Source organism: Paenibacillus lentus (assembly GCF_042714055.1).
GTDB lineage: Bacteria > Bacillota > Bacilli > Paenibacillales > Paenibacillaceae > Fontibacillus > Fontibacillus lentus_A.
On record NZ_JBHGVC010000009.1, the window covers coordinates 158474 to 175692 of the forward strand.

Annotated in this window: 29 protein-coding genes; all 29 read right to left on the reverse strand. The window is 48.3% G+C overall.

Annotated features, from left to right (window positions below):
• Positions 1-6 precede the first annotated feature (6 nt).
• The 29 genes from ACE3MQ_RS19670 to ACE3MQ_RS19810 all read right to left on the reverse strand — a co-directional run bounded on the left by ACE3MQ_RS19670 (position 7) and on the right by ACE3MQ_RS19810 (position 17166).
• On the reverse strand, positions 7-366 hold the full coding sequence (locus tag ACE3MQ_RS19670; RefSeq protein WP_379395796.1) for a hypothetical protein: 360 nt from the start codon (positions 364-366) through the stop codon (positions 7-9).
• Entirely contained in the window at positions 363-698 is a 336-nt protein-coding gene (locus ACE3MQ_RS19675; protein WP_379395798.1) for a phage head-tail connector protein, read from the reverse strand. The genes ACE3MQ_RS19670 and ACE3MQ_RS19675 overlap by 4 nt, the downstream gene beginning before the upstream one ends.
• Entirely contained in the window at positions 682-888 is a 207-nt protein-coding gene (locus tag ACE3MQ_RS19680; protein ID WP_379395800.1) for a hypothetical protein, read from the reverse strand. The genes ACE3MQ_RS19675 and ACE3MQ_RS19680 overlap by 17 nt, the downstream gene beginning before the upstream one ends.
• Positions 869-1021 carry a hypothetical protein gene (locus ACE3MQ_RS19685; RefSeq protein WP_379395802.1) on the reverse strand — a complete coding sequence of 51 codons (153 nt, stop codon included), beginning with the start codon at positions 1019-1021 and terminating at the stop codon, positions 869-871. The genes ACE3MQ_RS19680 and ACE3MQ_RS19685 overlap by 20 nt, the downstream gene beginning before the upstream one ends.
• A gap of 38 nt (positions 1022-1059) precedes the next feature.
• Positions 1060-1986, reverse strand: coding sequence for a hypothetical protein (locus ACE3MQ_RS19690; protein WP_379395804.1), 927 nt, complete (start codon positions 1984-1986; stop codon positions 1060-1062).
• Between the two features lie 3 nt (positions 1987-1989).
• The gene (locus ACE3MQ_RS19695; RefSeq protein ID WP_379395806.1) at positions 1990-2583 is read right to left on the reverse strand and encodes a DUF4355 domain-containing protein; all 594 of its coding nucleotides are present in this window, start codon (positions 2581-2583) and stop codon (positions 1990-1992) included.
• Positions 2584-2865: 282 nt separating this feature from the next.
• Positions 2866-3984 carry a minor capsid protein gene (locus ACE3MQ_RS19700; protein ID WP_379395808.1) on the reverse strand — a complete coding sequence of 373 codons (1119 nt, stop codon included), beginning with the start codon at positions 3982-3984 and terminating at the stop codon, positions 2866-2868.
• Complete coding sequence (locus tag ACE3MQ_RS19705) at positions 3981-5336, reverse strand: phage portal protein (protein WP_379395810.1); 1356 nt, start codon at positions 5334-5336, stop codon at positions 3981-3983. Before ACE3MQ_RS19705 ends, ACE3MQ_RS19700 begins: the two co-directional genes overlap by 4 nt.
• Positions 5337-5349: 13 nt before the next feature.
• Complete coding sequence (terL, locus tag ACE3MQ_RS19710) at positions 5350-6819, reverse strand: phage terminase large subunit (protein WP_379395812.1); 1470 nt, start codon at positions 6817-6819, stop codon at positions 5350-5352.
• Positions 6820-6840: 21 nt separating this feature from the next.
• Positions 6841-7410: a phage protein Gp27 family protein gene (locus ACE3MQ_RS19715; RefSeq protein WP_379395814.1), complete on the reverse strand. Its 570-nt coding sequence runs from the start codon at positions 7408-7410 to the stop codon at positions 6841-6843.
• Positions 7407-7721, reverse strand: a complete 315-nt coding sequence (locus tag ACE3MQ_RS19720) for a hypothetical protein (protein ID WP_379395816.1) — start codon at positions 7719-7721, stop codon at positions 7407-7409. Before ACE3MQ_RS19720 ends, ACE3MQ_RS19715 begins: the two co-directional genes overlap by 4 nt.
• A complete protein-coding gene (locus ACE3MQ_RS19725; protein WP_379395818.1) occupies positions 7721-8113 on the reverse strand; it encodes a hypothetical protein in 393 nt (130 codons plus the stop codon). The genes ACE3MQ_RS19720 and ACE3MQ_RS19725 overlap by 1 nt, the downstream gene beginning before the upstream one ends.
• Before the next feature lie 241 nt (positions 8114-8354).
• Positions 8355-8756, reverse strand: a complete 402-nt coding sequence (locus ACE3MQ_RS19730; protein WP_379395820.1) for an ArpU family phage packaging/lysis transcriptional regulator — start codon at positions 8754-8756, stop codon at positions 8355-8357.
• A gap of 29 nt (positions 8757-8785) precedes the next feature.
• Positions 8786-9157, reverse strand: a complete 372-nt coding sequence (locus ACE3MQ_RS19735; protein WP_379395822.1) for a regulatory protein GemA — start codon at positions 9155-9157, stop codon at positions 8786-8788.
• Positions 9158-9226: 69 nt separating this feature from the next.
• Positions 9227-9856, reverse strand: a complete 630-nt coding sequence (locus ACE3MQ_RS19740) for an ABC transporter permease (protein ID WP_379395824.1) — start codon at positions 9854-9856, stop codon at positions 9227-9229.
• Between the two features lie 49 nt (positions 9857-9905).
• The gene (locus ACE3MQ_RS19745) at positions 9906-10082 is read right to left on the reverse strand and encodes a hypothetical protein (RefSeq protein ID WP_379395826.1); all 177 of its coding nucleotides are present in this window, start codon (positions 10080-10082) and stop codon (positions 9906-9908) included.
• 2 nt (positions 10083-10084) lie between these two features.
• Positions 10085-10330: an AbrB/MazE/SpoVT family DNA-binding domain-containing protein gene (locus tag ACE3MQ_RS19750; RefSeq protein ID WP_379395828.1), complete on the reverse strand. Its 246-nt coding sequence runs from the start codon at positions 10328-10330 to the stop codon at positions 10085-10087.
• A gap of 7 nt (positions 10331-10337) precedes the next feature.
• Complete coding sequence (locus ACE3MQ_RS19755; protein ID WP_379395926.1) at positions 10338-10991, reverse strand: ATP-binding protein; 654 nt, start codon at positions 10989-10991, stop codon at positions 10338-10340.
• A gap of 25 nt (positions 10992-11016) precedes the next feature.
• The gene (locus ACE3MQ_RS19760; RefSeq protein WP_379395830.1) at positions 11017-11412 is read right to left on the reverse strand and encodes a hypothetical protein; all 396 of its coding nucleotides are present in this window, start codon (positions 11410-11412) and stop codon (positions 11017-11019) included.
• Positions 11402-11758 carry a hypothetical protein gene (locus tag ACE3MQ_RS19765; protein ID WP_379395832.1) on the reverse strand — a complete coding sequence of 119 codons (357 nt, stop codon included), beginning with the start codon at positions 11756-11758 and terminating at the stop codon, positions 11402-11404. The genes ACE3MQ_RS19760 and ACE3MQ_RS19765 overlap by 11 nt, the downstream gene beginning before the upstream one ends.
• Positions 11751-12167: a hypothetical protein gene (locus ACE3MQ_RS19770; protein ID WP_379395834.1), complete on the reverse strand. Its 417-nt coding sequence runs from the start codon at positions 12165-12167 to the stop codon at positions 11751-11753. The genes ACE3MQ_RS19765 and ACE3MQ_RS19770 overlap by 8 nt, the downstream gene beginning before the upstream one ends.
• Complete coding sequence (locus tag ACE3MQ_RS19775) at positions 12160-12399, reverse strand: hypothetical protein (RefSeq protein ID WP_379395836.1); 240 nt, start codon at positions 12397-12399, stop codon at positions 12160-12162. Before ACE3MQ_RS19775 ends, ACE3MQ_RS19770 begins: the two co-directional genes overlap by 8 nt.
• Positions 12400-12530: 131 nt before the next feature.
• Positions 12531-12986 carry an ASCH domain-containing protein gene (locus ACE3MQ_RS19780; RefSeq protein ID WP_379395838.1) on the reverse strand — a complete coding sequence of 152 codons (456 nt, stop codon included), beginning with the start codon at positions 12984-12986 and terminating at the stop codon, positions 12531-12533.
• Entirely contained in the window at positions 12983-13363 is a 381-nt protein-coding gene (locus ACE3MQ_RS19785) for a hypothetical protein (RefSeq protein ID WP_379395840.1), read from the reverse strand. Before ACE3MQ_RS19785 ends, ACE3MQ_RS19780 begins: the two co-directional genes overlap by 4 nt.
• 76 nt (positions 13364-13439) lie before the next feature.
• Positions 13440-13883, reverse strand: coding sequence for a hypothetical protein (locus ACE3MQ_RS19790; protein WP_379395842.1), 444 nt, complete (start codon positions 13881-13883; stop codon positions 13440-13442).
• Positions 13880-14119 carry a hypothetical protein gene (locus ACE3MQ_RS19795; protein WP_379395844.1) on the reverse strand — a complete coding sequence of 80 codons (240 nt, stop codon included), beginning with the start codon at positions 14117-14119 and terminating at the stop codon, positions 13880-13882. The genes ACE3MQ_RS19790 and ACE3MQ_RS19795 overlap by 4 nt, the downstream gene beginning before the upstream one ends.
• On the reverse strand, positions 14120-14344 hold the full coding sequence (locus ACE3MQ_RS19800) for a hypothetical protein (protein WP_379395846.1): 225 nt from the start codon (positions 14342-14344) through the stop codon (positions 14120-14122). It abuts the gene before it with no gap.
• Complete coding sequence (locus ACE3MQ_RS19805) at positions 14341-15219, reverse strand: AAA family ATPase (protein WP_379395848.1); 879 nt, start codon at positions 15217-15219, stop codon at positions 14341-14343. Before ACE3MQ_RS19805 ends, ACE3MQ_RS19800 begins: the two co-directional genes overlap by 4 nt.
• A gap of 3 nt (positions 15220-15222) precedes the next feature.
• The gene (locus ACE3MQ_RS19810; RefSeq protein WP_379395850.1) at positions 15223-17166 is read right to left on the reverse strand and encodes a transposase domain-containing protein; all 1944 of its coding nucleotides are present in this window, start codon (positions 17164-17166) and stop codon (positions 15223-15225) included.
• Positions 17167-17219 lie beyond the last annotated feature (53 nt).

Consider the following 17219-nt stretch of genomic DNA (forward strand, 5'->3'; position numbering starts at 1 on the left):
CTCACCTTACTTCAACAAACATTCCAGATGCCTTGGCCAATCCATCACGCTTTCTAGAATGAAGTCTGGTTTGCCTTCCCGATCCTCCAGATAAACTCCCAGCCCTTGTAATATGTTCGGATCAGGTGGGCAGAAGATGCGTTTCTGGCATTCTATTTCAAGGCCATATTCCTTCTTGGCCATAGCGCTACTATAGGGCTCCATATAAACTTCAATGGGCTCGGCATGCCCCACCCATGTCTCTACGTCCCCGCCTTGCTGGCCAGGGACGGTTGAACGTGTTTTAAACCATAGTTGAGCGTTCTTTATTAAGGGGAATACAACATTGAAATAATCATCCGGGATGGAGCTGGATATCATACTCATCGAACCCTCACCTTCCGAAAGCGATTAAGCTGCTGGCGATAAGAATCAATGAACTGATCTATTCCCCCACCCGCCTTGCTGTCTGCAAATTCCGTCCTGATCCCGCCAACATTCAACGCCTTAACCGTTTTATCTTGATTCACATCAGCTTGCTGGGAGCGGTATCTCTTCGTGGTAATTTCTACAGCTACATTTTCTAGCCCTGGAGGCAGCTGAGAAAGGTGGCAGTACGCCAGTATCTTCTCCACCGTTGTCTCCAGGAGATAAGATAGTAAATCGTCATCCTTCGGATCGTCCTTCAGCCCGAGCAACAACTTAACCTTTCCCAGCATCGGCGTTCCCGCCCTTCACCTTGCCTTCAGGAACCTTTGGGGAAGATTGAACTGGCTGCTGATCCCCCACGGTATAACCCCGGCTGCGGAAGTAATTTAGTATCCGAGGATCATCCGTTTCACCTACACCATTCTTAAAGGCGACCCCGGCGATAATTCCATTGAACGAACTATTTGTCCTTACCTTCATCTTTCTTCTTCCCTCCCTTCTCATCTACTTCTTGCTTCGGGGTCACATCCTCGAAACCTTGGTCAAGAAGCGCATCCCTTGCCTGCTCCGTCCCGACCTGCTTTACTACATTTCGGCGTTTTAGTGTGAACATCTTTCATCCCTCCTAGATAGGAAAAAGAACCTCTAAAGTTAGAGGTCCTCTTTAATGTTGGCGTACACGCCGGGAAGCTTGTTCTTAGGAATCCATAGATCATGGTATTTCCGATAGTCAATTTTCCAGGCATTCGCTTGCTGATTTGTCATTGGATCAAAGATACGTGGAACATCCGTCTTAGAGATGGCCAGCGGTGCTGTACGAGCCGTAATCAGCCAGTTAATCGATTTGGATTCAACGGTTTCGACAAAACCACCTGCTGTCTGTCCGTCCGTCTTACCATCTTGAAACAAATAGGCCGTCTTCAAGCGAGCGGATGGTACAGGCCGGATCGGGTGCCCGTCGATTCCCCGTACTTTCAAGTTAATTTCCCCTTGCTTAAAATCAACGACATCCATTCGCTTGCGAATTTTCTCGTTATTGTCAAGAATACTTGCCACCGTAATCGGTAGGGTAATCACCAGTTGCTCTCCCTCACCAATAACATCCTGTACAATAGCGATATCTCTAAGCAGGCGTTCTAGGATGGAACTTTCTGCTGGAGTATATCCACCAGATGCCCGACTCCCATCCATCGCCAAAGCTGCAATTGCGCTATAGCGGTATGCATCGATTTCCGGGACGACCTTCGTCCGCTGGAACTCGCCCATGATGATTCCCGCAGTAGCCGCAAAATTGGTTTCATCCACATCGTTAGCGTCTAGCGAGAACGTCCGCCCCCGATCCTGTGTAAGCTGGTGTGTTTGCCAGTTCAATGAAACCGAGCCTTGAACAAATCCTTTATCCCGGTCATAGTCGGCCAAGCCATCCATAAGTATGGATGGTATTTTGATTTCATTACCTCCGTTATACTTCACCAAAGCGGCATTCGGTTCCATCCATCCCGATGTAGCCCCCTCAAGCATCTGCTTATCAAGTTCACTCTGGAATACGGATGCATACTCAATTGTGTTAATTGCCATAAATTACAGCGCTCCTTTCAGCGCGGCAGAAAACTGCTCACGCACTTGTTCTTCACTGGATTTCGTCCGGCTACCTGATCCGGCATGTGGTGTCTTGCCTTGCAGCCGCTGTTCAACGGCTGCCTGAACCGCTTCGTCGAACACCGTCTTAAATGATTCGATGCGCTTGGACGTATTCTCGGCGTTATCTGCTATTACGAAATCAAGCACCTTGGAAGGCAGCCCTTTATCCGCAAGTGTCTTGACGGCTTCTGCCTGCAGTTCCCTGGATGCTAGTGCTTTCTCCTTTTCCTCCAGCTGAGCCAAACGCTTGTCAAATTCAAATTTTGCCTTTTCCTCTGCAGTCATTTTGGCCAGCTTCTCCGCTTCCGTCCGGCTCTCTTCGAGCTTAGAAGCAAGTTCCTTTTCATATTCAGCTCTCGCTTCGTTCCTGGCCTCCTCTCTGGCGGCAGCGAGTTGTTCCGGTGTGATCGCCGTTTCGGCGGCATCATCCTTCCCTGGTTCAGCTCCGGCATCCGCATCGGTTCCTCCAGCTTCGTTTCCTTCGTCTGCTGCAAAAAGCTGAAGATTCAATGGAAGTAAATCGCGATTTTTCATGTATGCTCCTCCTTGGGTTCAATATAGTTTCATCGATGTCTAATTACGGGGCTACATTGCCCTCACCTCCCCAAATGTAAGCACAAAGAAAGCCGCTACATTCATAGCGGCTTTGATCAGTTCAATTATCTATGTGAAGCGCCGACTTCCCGATACTGAGAAGCCGCCACGTTATATGCCTTTAATTCGCCTTTAATCGGCTTTAATTCCCTTTACAAAACAAAAGCCGCCCAATTGTTCCTCTAATCCTTAAAATCGCTTAGAGAGCCATTCGGGCGGTCGTTATTTATTTTTAAGCTGCCTTACCTTCCGTTTAGTTTGTTGCCACTTCTCAACCTCATTATACTTGAGCTGTTGAAAGGCCGCAAAGGTTTTTGGGCTCCCCTTACCGAGTGTTTCCTTGACCTTTTCATATTGCTTACGATCCTGCGACTTGTTTCTGATTTTCTTTTGAGCTGCTGTAATTTCACTCTCAGGATGCTTCCCTTCGACATGCTCCTTGTACCACGTAGCGTAATCCATATTGGCGGGTACCTTATAGGTCTTGCCATCCAACCCCCTGGCAATCCGCTCCCTGAGTTCATTATCATCAAAATAAGGAATCGTCGTGGATCTGCAGTTCGGATGGATCGGCGGCATGTTGACCGATACCTGGGCATCCTTCAGGTAGAATACCTGGTTATCCAGACGCTGACACGGCTTGCTCGTCCGCATATCAAGCGTAGCGAGGAACTGATACCTTTCTATGCCAGCCTCTTCATACCCCTTCATCGAGGCAGCGTTATATACGTAGGCCGTTTCTGTCCGGATGAGACGCTTGGCGCGGCTATAGCTGCTGTCCATGATTTCAGCCAGTTTACTAGCCATTTGATCGTTGGACTCGCCAAGATTAACTCCATCTTGGACAATCTCGCCAGCAGCCTTCGCAAGCTTCTTCCGGCGCTTCCAGATAAGAGTAGAGTAATTGTCCCCACTCCAAGCCGTTTTCACGGCCTGTTCTACCGCTCTAGTTGGCAGCAGGGCGAAATCAACACCTATTCCCAACTTATGCTGCACTTTATAAATAGATCGGTAGTATGCTCCCCTGTAAGTCCCGCCCAGCGTCTTCTGCAGCAATTCCTCTTCTGCAGTAGTTAGCTGATCCAGCTCGTCTTCGATTTGCTGCAGTAATTTTTCCTTGCGGGTAATTCCGCTTCGATCTTTGAGCTCCTGATTCGCGGCTGCCGGGGAAACATCTTCACCGAGCTCCTTGTAAAATTCATCGATATCCCGGCGAAGTTTCCGTTTGGATTTTTCATACTGTCTTTTTAGTAATAGCAGCTGAATTTCGGCAGTATTAAACGCCTTTGAGGAATTGGCCAAGGCACGGCGCAGCCAGTAAAGCTCCGCCTTCGTACTCATTCTTCATCATCCTTCAAATCTGGATATTCATTGATCAGCCCGAGCCTGTCCTCTTGTTTGCGTTCATCCAGCACTTGTTTTCGTTCCCCCGAGGCGTCTTTGATAAACGGTAAAAGCTTCAGTAAAGACTCGTTACTCACTGAACCCTTCAGGAGTGATACAATTTCAGCCAGTTCCTTCAGGTTATCCGTAATGTTACGGTCAAACTTCACGGTCACCGTGGACGGGTCGAACTCCTTGCCTTTCTTAACGTTCATCTGTTCGGTGATCAGCCGGATTTTCTTACGGTAGGCCGCCAGAAATTTGTTTTCCTTCATGGCGGCCAGCTGCTCCATCCCAATCATTTTATAGCGGATCGCTACACCCGACAAATTCCCCGCGAAGTTTTCATCGGTCAAGGCAGGTATCTGCCCCAGAAAAAACAAATCATTGTAGAGCCGGGTTTTAAAATTTTCGACCGCCGTATCATTGATTTGCTTAATAAGCCACTGCGCTTGCCCGTTTTCGTCCAAAAACATGACACGTTCCTGTTTTAATGTGCGAACCGCATCCCCTTCGTCCCCCTCATCCCCATCTTCCTTCGTCAAACCATTTGCACCGATGAGCACAAGGTACGCATCCGTAAAATATTCAAAATCGTTGGCCGTATCCGATTCAGCTTTATCATAGGCATCGATCAGCGTAAGCAAGTCTTCGTAATCGCCCTTTCGCTCCTCATTGTTCCAGTAAACTATAACGGGCACATCCGCGAAAAAGTGAGGACGACGATCCCCGAATTCCTTGTACTTCTGACGTTCCTTCCGATACGTAATAATTTCGGTACGGGTGTACACTTCCGCATAGCAAATGGATTTTCCCGTAAGTAAATCTTCCTCATCCCATATCCGGATCGCGAACTCCAAAAATTCACCCACAGAGAAAGAATAGACAGGGATAATTTCTTCTGCTGAGAAACGCTTATAACGAAGTTCACTTGCTTCGTTTAAATACAGCAGCTCGTAAGAGATACCCTTTTTGCTGGCTTCTTTCGCTGTTTCAAAATTCGTGTCGCTTGCCGCATTTTGTTCTAGTACTTCACTGAGCATGTCCTTATATTCTTGATCGCCCGTTTCAAAGCGCACGCCTTGTCCCATGAAAAACCCGGTAGCCATATTTGTGATGTATTTGGCGAAACCATGAGCAATCCGATTGTTCGGCTTGTCAGAAGGAAGCACGCGCCTGGTGATCGGATTTTCTACGAGATAATACTGCTCCAGCAAACGGAACCGAGGAATCGCCGTTTTGACAAATCGATGAATAATCTTCGTGACAAGTTCGTCACTGGGTTCTGTCTCCGGGGCTACTTTGATCATGTCTGTTCTCACCTCACAAACCTAGACGACGGCGTCTTATTACCTTCGCTTTTTTCTTTAGTTTCACATCTCCATTGATCAGCTCTACCAATCCGGTTAGCGCGTCTGGCGCATCGTCATGCTCGTTCTTCCCCTTACGCTGGTATTTCATGATCGCTTGGTAAAACTCCGGCCAACGGCGCTCCCAGCCCTCTGGCATGATGATTTGCTCCAGCACGTTGGAGCTATTCACCAAAATACGTGTTCGCTTATTCTTGCTCTGATGAAACCAGGTCACCTGACAACGTTTATTTTTCAACTTCTTTAAACCAGCTTCAACATTCCTGGCAAAACCCCGGCCTCCGTTGTTGCTCTCAATGGCGGCTTCGCGAACACCATACAAATCAAATCGTCTGGCCGTTTCTGGCTCTGTCGTCTCCATACTAGCATCCGTATAATATACGTCCCTGACATATCCATACTTATCAATAACGCCAGCAGAGATAGAACATAGGAAGTCTGCCCCCATATCCGCCGTATCGGTATATGCAATGACACGGTCGAATGAATCCTCATCCACCACGTCATAGGTTTTAAAACCGGATGCATACAGGCTGCCGCGCAGATCGATAGGCTCCTGCATAAAATTAGCAAGCCATATATGCTCGTCCAACGTTGCCTTTTTCATATTCAGATCAGCAGTAGAATAAAGGTCTTCACACAGGCTTGTGCCATCCTCTTTCAATGCTGGCATGCGAAGCTCATAACAGCGATCCGGAAATTCAGAGAGCAGCTTGCCTGCCAGGTCATCCGTCGCCCAGCGGGTTTGAATAATGATCTGAAGCGCACCGTCAAGCATCCGGGAAACGAACGTATTCTTGTAAAAATTGAAGTGAGCTGCCTTCACATTTTCATTCACAGCTTCAGCCGCATTCTTGATTGGATCATCAATAATACCGATGTGGCCACGCAACCCGGTCAGTGATCCGTCAAAGCCGGTAGCAAGGTAAGACATATAAGATCCTTCCAGAGCCCAGCGCGTAGCTGCCCCATCCCCGTGCTTGATTTTCAGATTCGGAAAAAAGCTGGTAACGACGTACGATGCTTCATCCCCCTGAATCTCCTCATCCCGAATTGCTTCCCGCACCGCCTTGGAAAAAGTCTCGGCCAGCGTCTGATTGTAAGACACTTCGACGATCTGATTCTTGGCGTTCTGCCCGTAAGCCCAAGTAGCAAACATGACTCCTGTGAAGGATTTGCCAAAGCCAGGCGGCAAGTTGATGATCAAAATATCAATGGGCTTTCCCGTGTTAGGATTAAGCAGCCGCTTCTCATAGGCTGCTTGTATGGTGTCGCATAGAACATCCTGGTACTTGCGATGCGATTTAAAAAAATCCGGATGTATGGTATTGCAATACTCCCGGAAATTCCTTTTGCCCTGCGAGATAACCGTTTTTCGCTCCTGTTGGGCGGTATTCTGTTTAAAGTCATGAATAATGCTCATTCAATCCACCTACCATAGCCCTTATAAAGCCTGTTTTCCGACTTTACCCAGCGTCTCGTCCGCAATCCGGACAAGCTGTTCCACAATCTCCGGATGACTCGCTTCAAGCTCTTCATAGACAGCCTCCTTAAAGCGTTTGTGTGCCAGTTCAAATTCTCCGCGAAGCTCAGCATATACCTTATCCTTATAGGCCTTGGCTCGGGATAGTTTGATCATTAAGTCAATGGCCTTTTCAGGCGGGAGGTCGTCCAGATCTTCCTCAATAAGGGCAATTTTCTCGGAGAGTTTCCCCACAGCAATTTGTAGCGCACCTTCGGTCAGGAGTTCATCATCTTGCGTATGCTTGGCGACTTTCATCATTTCGCGAACCCGGGTCTGTGTCTCCATTAGCCGATGCGCCAGCTTCTTGGTTTCCAGGGCATAACGGCCAATAGTACTCTTGGAAATTGTGTATTCTTCGCTGGCCAGCCAGGAGCTGATATCTGCATACGTAATACTTGTATCTAGGAGACGCCGATCTACTTCCTCCCGGATGTCATCCGGTAGTTCATAGACTTTATTGTGCCGCCTGTACTTCTTGTACTCACTCATAGCAGCACGTCATCATCCTGGATGCTGCCCTCTACCAGTTTGATTCCGGCCTTCGTGATATAAATCTTATCTCCGTCTGTTAATTCCTTGATAAAGCCATCTGCACGGCGGATATACGGCGGGCTCTCCTTGTCCGAATCATCGGCCAGATAATGAATATGCTTGTCAATTTCGCTGGTGTAGGACAGTCCATATTCCTGCAGCCCGAGTTTGAGCTGCTTCACAGTTACTGGGTCTGGATAAAACATGGCGACGATCCGCATGATTTGACCCCGGTACTGTCTGTTCTTAAGTACTTCCTTTTGATCCATCAACCCTTACCTCCTCCTACATTTTTGCTGCTGAGCTTCATTAGCTCATCATATATTTTGTCGAGCTTACGATCCGTTTGGGTCGTCGCCCGTATGAAATCGTCTTTATGTACATAACGATCCGCTGCTTCAAGTTTGTATTCTTGCAATTCTTTATTAAGTTTGTCGATTTGCTCCTGTTGATCATCGTCTCGCTTTTCCTGCTGCGTCTTATAGGATTTTAGAAAAAACGTGATAATCCCAATGACCGTACCAAATGCGAGCTGCACTAACCAATCCGGCACTTCAAGTTCCCCCTTTGCTGGCTTCAAGTGCCTAGCAACGATTTTTTCCCAAACCTTTAAACCCTTGGCAGGATGAGGACGGGCGGCCTGGGAATAAACAACACGCAAACCACTCACCTACGCCGCACGACCGCCGCAACTTGTGCTAGGCTCCAATACCTCTGCTTGCTGCCCTCCTGCCTGATCCAGACAACGAGCCAAAGGTATCATCAACACCACTCGGTACCGTACCGCTATGATCGATATGGGAATCACCCCGGAAAACAAAAAAACCAGTAAGGCATTTTGCTTGCCTACTGGTAATTTTATCTTCTGGGGTATTTGATTTGGTTCGCGATTCGTCCGGACTTTATTTTAGGTTTTCAGTTTGGAACAGCACATACAGCTTGCCAATGGCTTTGCTCTTCAAGGTGTAAAACTGGGTGCGGCCAATATGCAGCTGCTCGAAAATCTGCCAAGGCGGAATATAGTCATTCCCCATGTATGAAGGTATGATGATTTTGCGTTCCATCTCCGACAGTCGATTGACGCAGGTAACTACAGCAGCATTATAACGCTTCGCCTCTTGAATTTTCAACTTATATTCTGGCGTGAAATGAATTTCTGTGCCCTGGAAGGTCATGGACAATTGATAATTTTCCGTAACCTTCGGCAAATCTGATTCCTTCAGGTATAGCTCGTTTTCCTTATATTTCATAAAAACGTTCTTCACCCGGCGCCATTCTAGCTTGTCTTCCGTAATGACCACCATACATACCTCCTTTCACCATACCGCCGATTTCAGATTTTGACCAGTATTTTTTTCAAACTCTCAATAGCGCGCCATGCCTGGGCTCGTGTAAGCCATTCAGGTTGCTCAGTTTTATAGTACTTCTTGAGAAACGACTGCAGCCGGGCGGGATTGTCTGACCATCCTAACGTTCTTTCTAGTTCACGGATCATCCAGACTTGGCGTTTTGTCGCACGATTCCCCGTGTGACCCTCTTCCCCCTGAAGCTGCCTTAAAGCCAGCACGACACGCTCAAGCTCCTGCTCACTGCATTTTCTCATGCTCTCTTTCCCCGTCTCCCGAAACAAAACGCCGCGAATATCCTGTTCCTCCATCCCCAGCTTCTTGCCAATTGTCCAAATCAACTTTTTAGCCGCTGACATAGATCAACCCTCCCATGGCTTTATCAAAACTTACGCCTGGATCAATCCGGCTGACCCAGGCGCTGCCCCTTACTTCTCATATTCCAAGCCGATTGCTAATTCCTGCTCGACCGTAATGGATCGTTTTATTTCATCCAGTTGGAGCGGCGTAAGCTCCCCGAAGAAGGATTCGACCAGCTCAGCCGTGCGATATCTGCGGATCGCATCGAGCTCTTCTTCCCGATCCCCCTCAATACCAAAGGACTCCAGCACTTTCTTGTCCTTCCCGTAATCACCCTTTAGTCTCTTCTCTGCCGCTTTAATGTGCGTTTCTTCTAGTCCCATCCCGCGAAGCACATCTTCTATTAAAATCTCCTTGCCATAATCCCCATCCGCAATAGCAATTAAAGCCGCTTTAAATGCAGTTTTCGCATCATATTTGACTTCCTCCGTTCGCTTCACGTGATCCTTGGCGATATCACCCACCGCCCGATATAGTCGTTTAAAGTTATTCAACATGAATTTAGCTTTGTACGTGACATTGGCATGTCCACGCATCCCATAGATACGGCGATACTTCAAGTTCTTATTTTGCATTTCTGAAAAAGCATGGGATTGAATTCTAGCCTTCAGCTGCTCCAGCTTCTTCTTTCCATCTTCCAACTCTCTCTCTATTTCCACGGCTTCATCAATGAGAATACGAACCGCTTCACTCATCATTTCTATTTCCTCCTAATTCTTTGGGCTTTCTACTTTTTACAGAAGGCAATCATCCCATAATATAGGTAATATCTGTGATTGGCTTTCCATAGGCTCGTTCCTCAAGGATATTGATGGCTTCGACAGTCGCGATGCAATCCTTGATATGTTCCCTATCCTGGCTTTCTTTCCAGCGTCCACCTTGTTGGGACAGGTGTTCCTTTAAATAAGAGATGATATCTTCCATGCTCATCCCTCCACCATTTGCACCATATCACGAATGCATTGTACACATACAAACCGCCCACGATGGCGAATCAAATGCTTGTCCGCGCCGCAAAATAAGCAATTCCCCTCGATGCGTTTGAGAACAATGCTGCCTTCTCCATCCACAGATACACTGAATTTCTCACCTGCAGAAAGTCCATATGCACGGCGCAGAGCGGATGGTAATGTAATCCCACCGCTTCGGTTCAGACTCTTGTTAAATTTCATCCCTACATCACCCTTCCCTATTTTTCGTTTTCTTCAGCTTCCTGTGATCCGCTCCGTCACACAGGACGGCATGACACATTTCGGTAATCCGGCTGCCGACTCTTCCCCAGCCTGGTATCCGTTCCAACACACCAAGTTCCACATTGCTTGTGATGATCGTGGGCAGCTGCTCATTATACCTTGCGTTTAATATCATAAACAGCCGCTCTGTCACCCAGGATGATTCTTGCTCTGCGCCCAAATCATCCAATACAACCAATTCGCTCGTCTTCAGTGCATGGAGCCGCTGCTCCCCAAGCTCTCTATCACTCTTGGGGCGCAGCATTTCCATCAGATCAGGGACACTCCCACAAATGGCCGAACGCACTCTAGGCACTAAGGCATTCAGGATGGCGTAAGCCAAATGAGTCTTCCCCGTGCCGGGCGGACCAATAAAGGCCAGCCCGTTCGTGTTCTCATGACGGATTTCATCGAATCGCTCTACATAGCGCACTGCCATATCGTAGCCCCGGCCTTTAAGCAGCGACTGGTCGAAGTTCTGAATCGTTTTTCCCTGATAGCGTTTCGGCACATGCAGTTCCGCGAACAGTTTCTGGACATTTAGTTTTTCAAGGCGATCCTTTTCACACTGACACTCCCTGGCTGTCCAGGCGTTCACCATGATCACGCCCGATCCGTCACACCGCTTATATGGGCAGTGGGTCGTCCTCTCCGATGTAACGATCATCTCCTTGTCCGTATTTTGAGGCCTTTTCTCTGGCAATGACTCTATCGTATGCTTTATCGAATACACGTTTCGCCTGAGCTCCTTTCTCCAAAGTACGCATGATGCCTTGAGTATAGTTTTCTGGCTTACCAACATGCTGACTGATATGCAATCGTAGTGCCTTCGTTACGATATCTACAGAAAACCGCTGCCAATACACCAGTTGCCTGCGGATCACACCTGGAGAGATTAGACCGCTTTTACGAGTCAAAGCAATAACGGCAAAATACTCGGCAATTAACTGCAACTGCTCTGGTGTATATCCTATGAGCTCATCCTCAAATAACTCCGGTTTAAATTTGAATCTAGCTGACACAGGCTAACACCGCCATTTCTCTGCTGATATATTGTTCTGGCTCCTCCTCTGGAAGCAAGCCTAGTTCACGAGAGTAAGCTTGCATATGTGCCCAGGCTGCGAGTCCTTTAGCTTCCCGCACAAGGCGGTCATGCCCCACTTCTGCCGCCTGGTTCGCAAAATCCACCAAGCTCAAAATGATGCAAGCGACTTCAAAGGAATTGAAACGATAGAGTCCTATTCCATTCAACTCTCCAATGAGCCGAACATATGCTGCCTTACGACCGTCGCCGATCTCCTGCAGCCGGAAATTCAAGCAGCTGCGCATAAGCTGCACTTCGCTATGCACCAGTTCCAATTCAACCATGTTCCTGCGCCTCCTTGGCTTTCTCGAACTTTTCAATTAAATCAGTTCGTACTCTAGGGTTATAGAAACGCCCCTTCAACAATTTACATGCCCTCTTCGTTTCCTCGTGACAAGTTTTCATTTCCTTCGCAAGTTTAGGATGCAGCTTAATAAAGTCATACAGCGGTTTCAGCACAACATTCTCATCCTTGCAGCGCCTTCGCTCCAGTCGGTTCTTTCTAATATCCGTGGCATATTGGGCAGCTTGTTCCTCATCCACATCTAACAATTCCAAGGCATGTATTAAATCGTTGGTTTCCTTCTCTAGGTGATCAATCTGGCGTAAATTAGCTTCAAATTTGGCGGGAACATCCTTCAAAATCTCCCCAATAGTATCCACGTAACTGATTAATGCTCCAGCTTCAGACAAGACTGTCACCCCCGCTCTCAAATTCAATCGTGAGCTTTCGCGTTGACTCATCCAGCGCTATCTTCGTCACATTCCGCTCACTGCCATGCTTCTGTACTTGTCGCAAAATACTCTCTAATCCTACGGCTACTGTCCCCGCCGTAAGGTGTGTGCTTGGGAAAAATACAAAGCATCGATTGGGATCAGGCGGGGTAGCTAACTTAGGTTTTCTAGTTGATGTAACTTTGGCCAAGATGCGTTTCCCCCTTTCGCTTCAGTAGTCGAGCCAAGTCATGACGCACTTCACTAATCTCCGGGTCTTCTGATACATCACATGCATCTTCTAACAAAGTAAGGGCGATCTGCAGATACATTTGAACCGATTCATCCACTGCCTTCACTCCAATTCCAGAGCCCTTGCCGCCCCTTGACCGGGATCGGCTCCGGTAGCTGCTGTACATCATTCAGTTCCCAGGCATAGCGACCGTCATCATACCAACCGAACGCCTCTTCCTTTTTTCCTATCGGATCCTCGCGCATCGTGTTGCCTCCATCCTTTTCAAGGATCACGTCATCCCGTAGGCACCTACTGACCTGCCAACACTCCCCTAGCCTGCATACTGCCACAACCGCGCCTGTCGGTAGGTTGTCCGCCGTATATCCGTGTTTAGCTAGTGTCGATTTAATCGGTTCCCACTCACAGGCTTCCCGGTCAACCTTCTTACCTGCATGAATAGCCAACTGGCCCCGATAATTGGTTTGCCAACTGCGCGTTTCATATTGCTTTTCACCAAGAGCGATCAATATCGCCCAGGGCTGAATAATCGTTATGGTTTTCATGGGCTGATTCCTCCAATCGGCGTAAATTCTCCAATGTCCTCGCTGTAAGAGCCTTTATAAACTTCCCGGTCATGATCCCAACAATGACGACACATCCGTTTGCCTATGGCTAGGTCAAACATATGAGGATGACTCAGCTCCGCTGCTGGCTCACCGCACCAATCACATTTTGGAAGCTCAGGGAGGCTATGCAACCATACGTAAATCTCCAGTTCAAGCTGAACATTGTTCGTGGTCGCAGCGTAAGTTTCCAATGCCGCTCGTGCTGCCGGATCATTGGCCGGATGAAGCACGAAGCGGTTACCTTCTACCTCCTGCCCTGTCTCCCGGTTGATAATCTTGTATTTGTCATACAGCCCTCGATTTTGGTTACTCATTCTCCGACCTCCTCATCAGCCCGAGTCACAACCGCTCTGATCATGTGCCCGTTGCCGATTTGTAGTTCACCGTCGATCAGCCTCTTAACGGTATATTGATTAATCCCAGACACGCTGTGTTTGCTGACAATAACACCTTCAACCAGTTTACGGCCTTCACGTTGATACCCCCCATTAAGGGATTTGGAATCAGCTTCGGAACACGCACCACATCTCCCACTTCAGCTGACTCTCTCGCATGTACAATATCCTTCGCTCGGCTTACCACATCTCGCTTTAACTGCGTTTTTTGCTTGACAGGCATCTTGGAAATACGATAGGCATAATTAGATAAACGCACGGATCGCAGAGCCTTTTCGTATTTACCACCATTGTCCGCAAGCTCCTGGGCGATAGCCTCAACACACCCTAGACGATCAAACCACTCAAATTTAGAAGAAAGAGCTGCATGAGCAGCTCCTTCTTGTTCCATATCCATATGGTCAGAATGAGGACTCAGCAAAAGCTCCGCTTCATTCATTGAAACTCCTCCTCTCGGGAAAGGGCATAGGAATCCCCGATACAACGAATTTCCATGATCTCACACCCCAATCCCCAAATAGACAACATTCTTTCCTGGGCTGCTTCTTCGTCCGGCGCTGAAATACTCCAAATCACTTTACGCCCGGAAGGATCATTAAAATGGATGTCGTAATTATTCCAAGCAGCATCAAAAGGTTGACACCTAGCTCTTGAGAATGGAATAACCTGTCCCAATTATTTCTCCTCCTTTACGAAGGTGAATCCGTACATGAGCAATTGAGACCTGTCAGCCAAGACTTCATCATAAATATTACCGATATCCACCTTAAGTCCACTTTGAATCAATCCTAGGAATCGGCGTACATTCGCTTGATTTTGCACGATTCCATGCCGGGCAAATGCCGCCTTGACCGCCTCGCTATTAATTTCCACAGGCACATTTACAATCAATTTCTTCATACCGATATCCCCATCGTCCGAGCCATTGCCCGAATTCCTTTCGCGGATACATCACCATTGTTGCTGGCGTTGGAGTAAACATACACGGCTCCTCGCAATCCGTACTTGCTGTGACAGATATCGAGCAGCAAATCCAATGTCTCCTCATCCTGGCTGCCAAATACCCGCTTCACATCGGCGGGAACAAATTGATCTGTTAGCAGATGCTTACGCCAACCGATCCGGCTGAATAGCTGAGCAAATTCCGCTTGCTGCCGCCCTACCATCTTGCTATAGATCATTTCATTCCCGATCAGGACAACGGCGATATTGGCCGTTTCCTGAATCCCCCTAAGATTCTCTAGGGTGGTGAGCTTCAGATGCTGAGCCTCATCAATGATGATCATCTTGTCCGATCCACTAAGCCGATCACACAAATCCATATATAGATCATCAATGCAACCGCTCTTCATCGTCTTGAGTTCACGGCCAAGGAGCTTGAAGAAGGATTTTGGATTGCCGAGCGCTGGGGAAGCGGTCACCCGGATCACATCCGTTTTCCCCTTTGCCCATTCACGCATGGTTCGCGTCTTCCCAATCCCCGCATCCCCATAAATAACGCTGATATTCCGTTTAATTCGCGCGTATTCTAAAGTCTGCATAACTTGCTCTGAAATGGACGTTACAGCAAAAGGAATATCCTGAATGCCGAAGGAAGTATGGCGCAGCTCCTCCTTCTCAAGAAGATCAGTGATTTTCCGTTCGATCGTCTCGGGGTTAGGATAGTTCCCAGACAAATAGCGGCTGAAAGTACTCTCCCCAATGCCGATCAACTTGGCGGCTGTCGCTTGTGACAGACCATGCTCCTGCATATAAGCTAATATTTGTTCTTTCATCGTTTATTCCCCTTTCTGCTGCCTTGCTGCAGCATTAGCAATCATCCGGGACATATCAATGATGTTATCCTCCGCTCCTGCCGCCATGGCAGGGCGGAAATTCTCCAAGCGGACGGGTTCCAGTATTTCCGGTTCGTAGCTGCGCAGTTCCTCTTGCTCGATGTTGTGATTTGCTGCGCGCATCATGACGTCCATCATGGATGGTGCCTCAATCGCCTCCAGATGACTTTCCAGATACCCTTTAACACTTTCCCGCTGCTTACGCTTCATTTGCTCGTTGCGCTTGATGGCTTCTTTGTCGACCTCTCCGCCATAGCCACCAGCATCCTTCAAGGTTGCTTCCATGAGGAAACGACCTGCTTCATCATCTACCCGAACGGATGATAAATCTTCCGGATTATACCGGACAAATACCTTTTGCTTCATATAATTCATAATAAGTTCCGAGTTGTAGAACCAAAGCCTGATCTCCCCAAACTGGAGATACACGCCATTACGATCCACAGATTGCAGGCGGGACGTGCGCAGCAGCATCAAGTTCAGCTCTTCCTTCGTCGCGACACGCTTCGAGATCAGGTTCTTCTCATAGGCTTCATTCCGGGTCATGCCATTGACGCCTGCAGCTGTACTCGTTCTCGTGTTGTACCATCCTTCTATGTAAGTCCGCAGGCTTTGTTCAATTTCAGACCGTAGAGGAATGTCCTCTCCCTTCTTCAGCACACCTTCCAGCCGATGCGGCCTTCGATCCGGGCTACTGCCCGTATACGTGGAAATCAGCTTCGAAAACTGTTCACTAAAGGTACGGAAAGCACGTTCAATGATCTTCGCCTTCGCATTCGCTACCTGGGCATTCACCATTTCAACGCCCATCCGTTGCAGCATCGTTTCGCCGTATCCAGCTTTCGCTGCTTTACGCTTGCCCCGACCGCCAAAGTCACTCACCAAAAACTCCCGACCATTATCCAGATATACACTTCTGGGAATACCAAACCTTGTAACAGCTTTACGAAAAGAACTGATCACACCGTCCGAGTTGGAACTTTCACAGACGGTAATCGCAAGCATCTTGCGACTTCGTATATCCATCCAGGCAACGACGTGTGGCCGGAACACTCGACCTGTGAAGTCATCCTTCACGAAGATATCCAGGGTATGAAAGTCAGCTACCCACACATCGTTGCTATCCAGCCAATCATAGAGCCGCTGTACAAACGGCATAGCCTCGTCTTCAAACTTCTTCCTCCCAAACCGGAAGAAATCCACGGCAGGCTTCGGAATCTTCTTCACTTCCCTGTAAAAACTATCTACGGCGGGAAGCGGCAGTAAAGATGGCATGTCCAGCTTCGCCCACTCTATTAGGAGGTTATGGCAATGCATGACCGTGGGCTGCCCTTCATCAAGCCACCACTGCAGGAAGACAGACCAGGCAATGTCAGGGATTGACGTTTTCCCCTTGTCCGTCCGATCCGCCCTTCCGTCCGCCAGGGCTACCTCGCCCACTTCGCGGTAAAGCTTCCATTTATGCCGCAGCGTTCGCTCCGTCAGCGGCATGGTCGGATTCCACCTGTTATATTCCTCAATAAAATCCTTGGTCTTCTCCGTCGTCTGCTTCGGGTAATCCGCAATATAGGAACGCCATTCCTCCAGCACATGCCGCCAATGCGCCGCCTGCTGTCGCTGACGCTCAGTCAAATCTTCAAGCGATTTATCTTGCAGCCGCTCAGATTGAGTCGGCTTGGGTATGGATTCCTGCTGGTGTTCCCGATAGTACCTGGCCTGTGCCTTGGCAGACAGATCGGAAAGAGCAATACGATATTCGAAGCCTCGCCGGGTTTGAGTCACTTCCTTTACAGCGTGTAACTTCCCCCTGCTGATTCTCATCAAGATGGCTCGATTTGTTGTTTCTTCTAACGATGCAGCTTCAACAGTGCTCACTAAGACTCCCAAACTGCTCCCCCTTTCCAAATACTGCAATGGCATGCTATACTACCGATGTATTG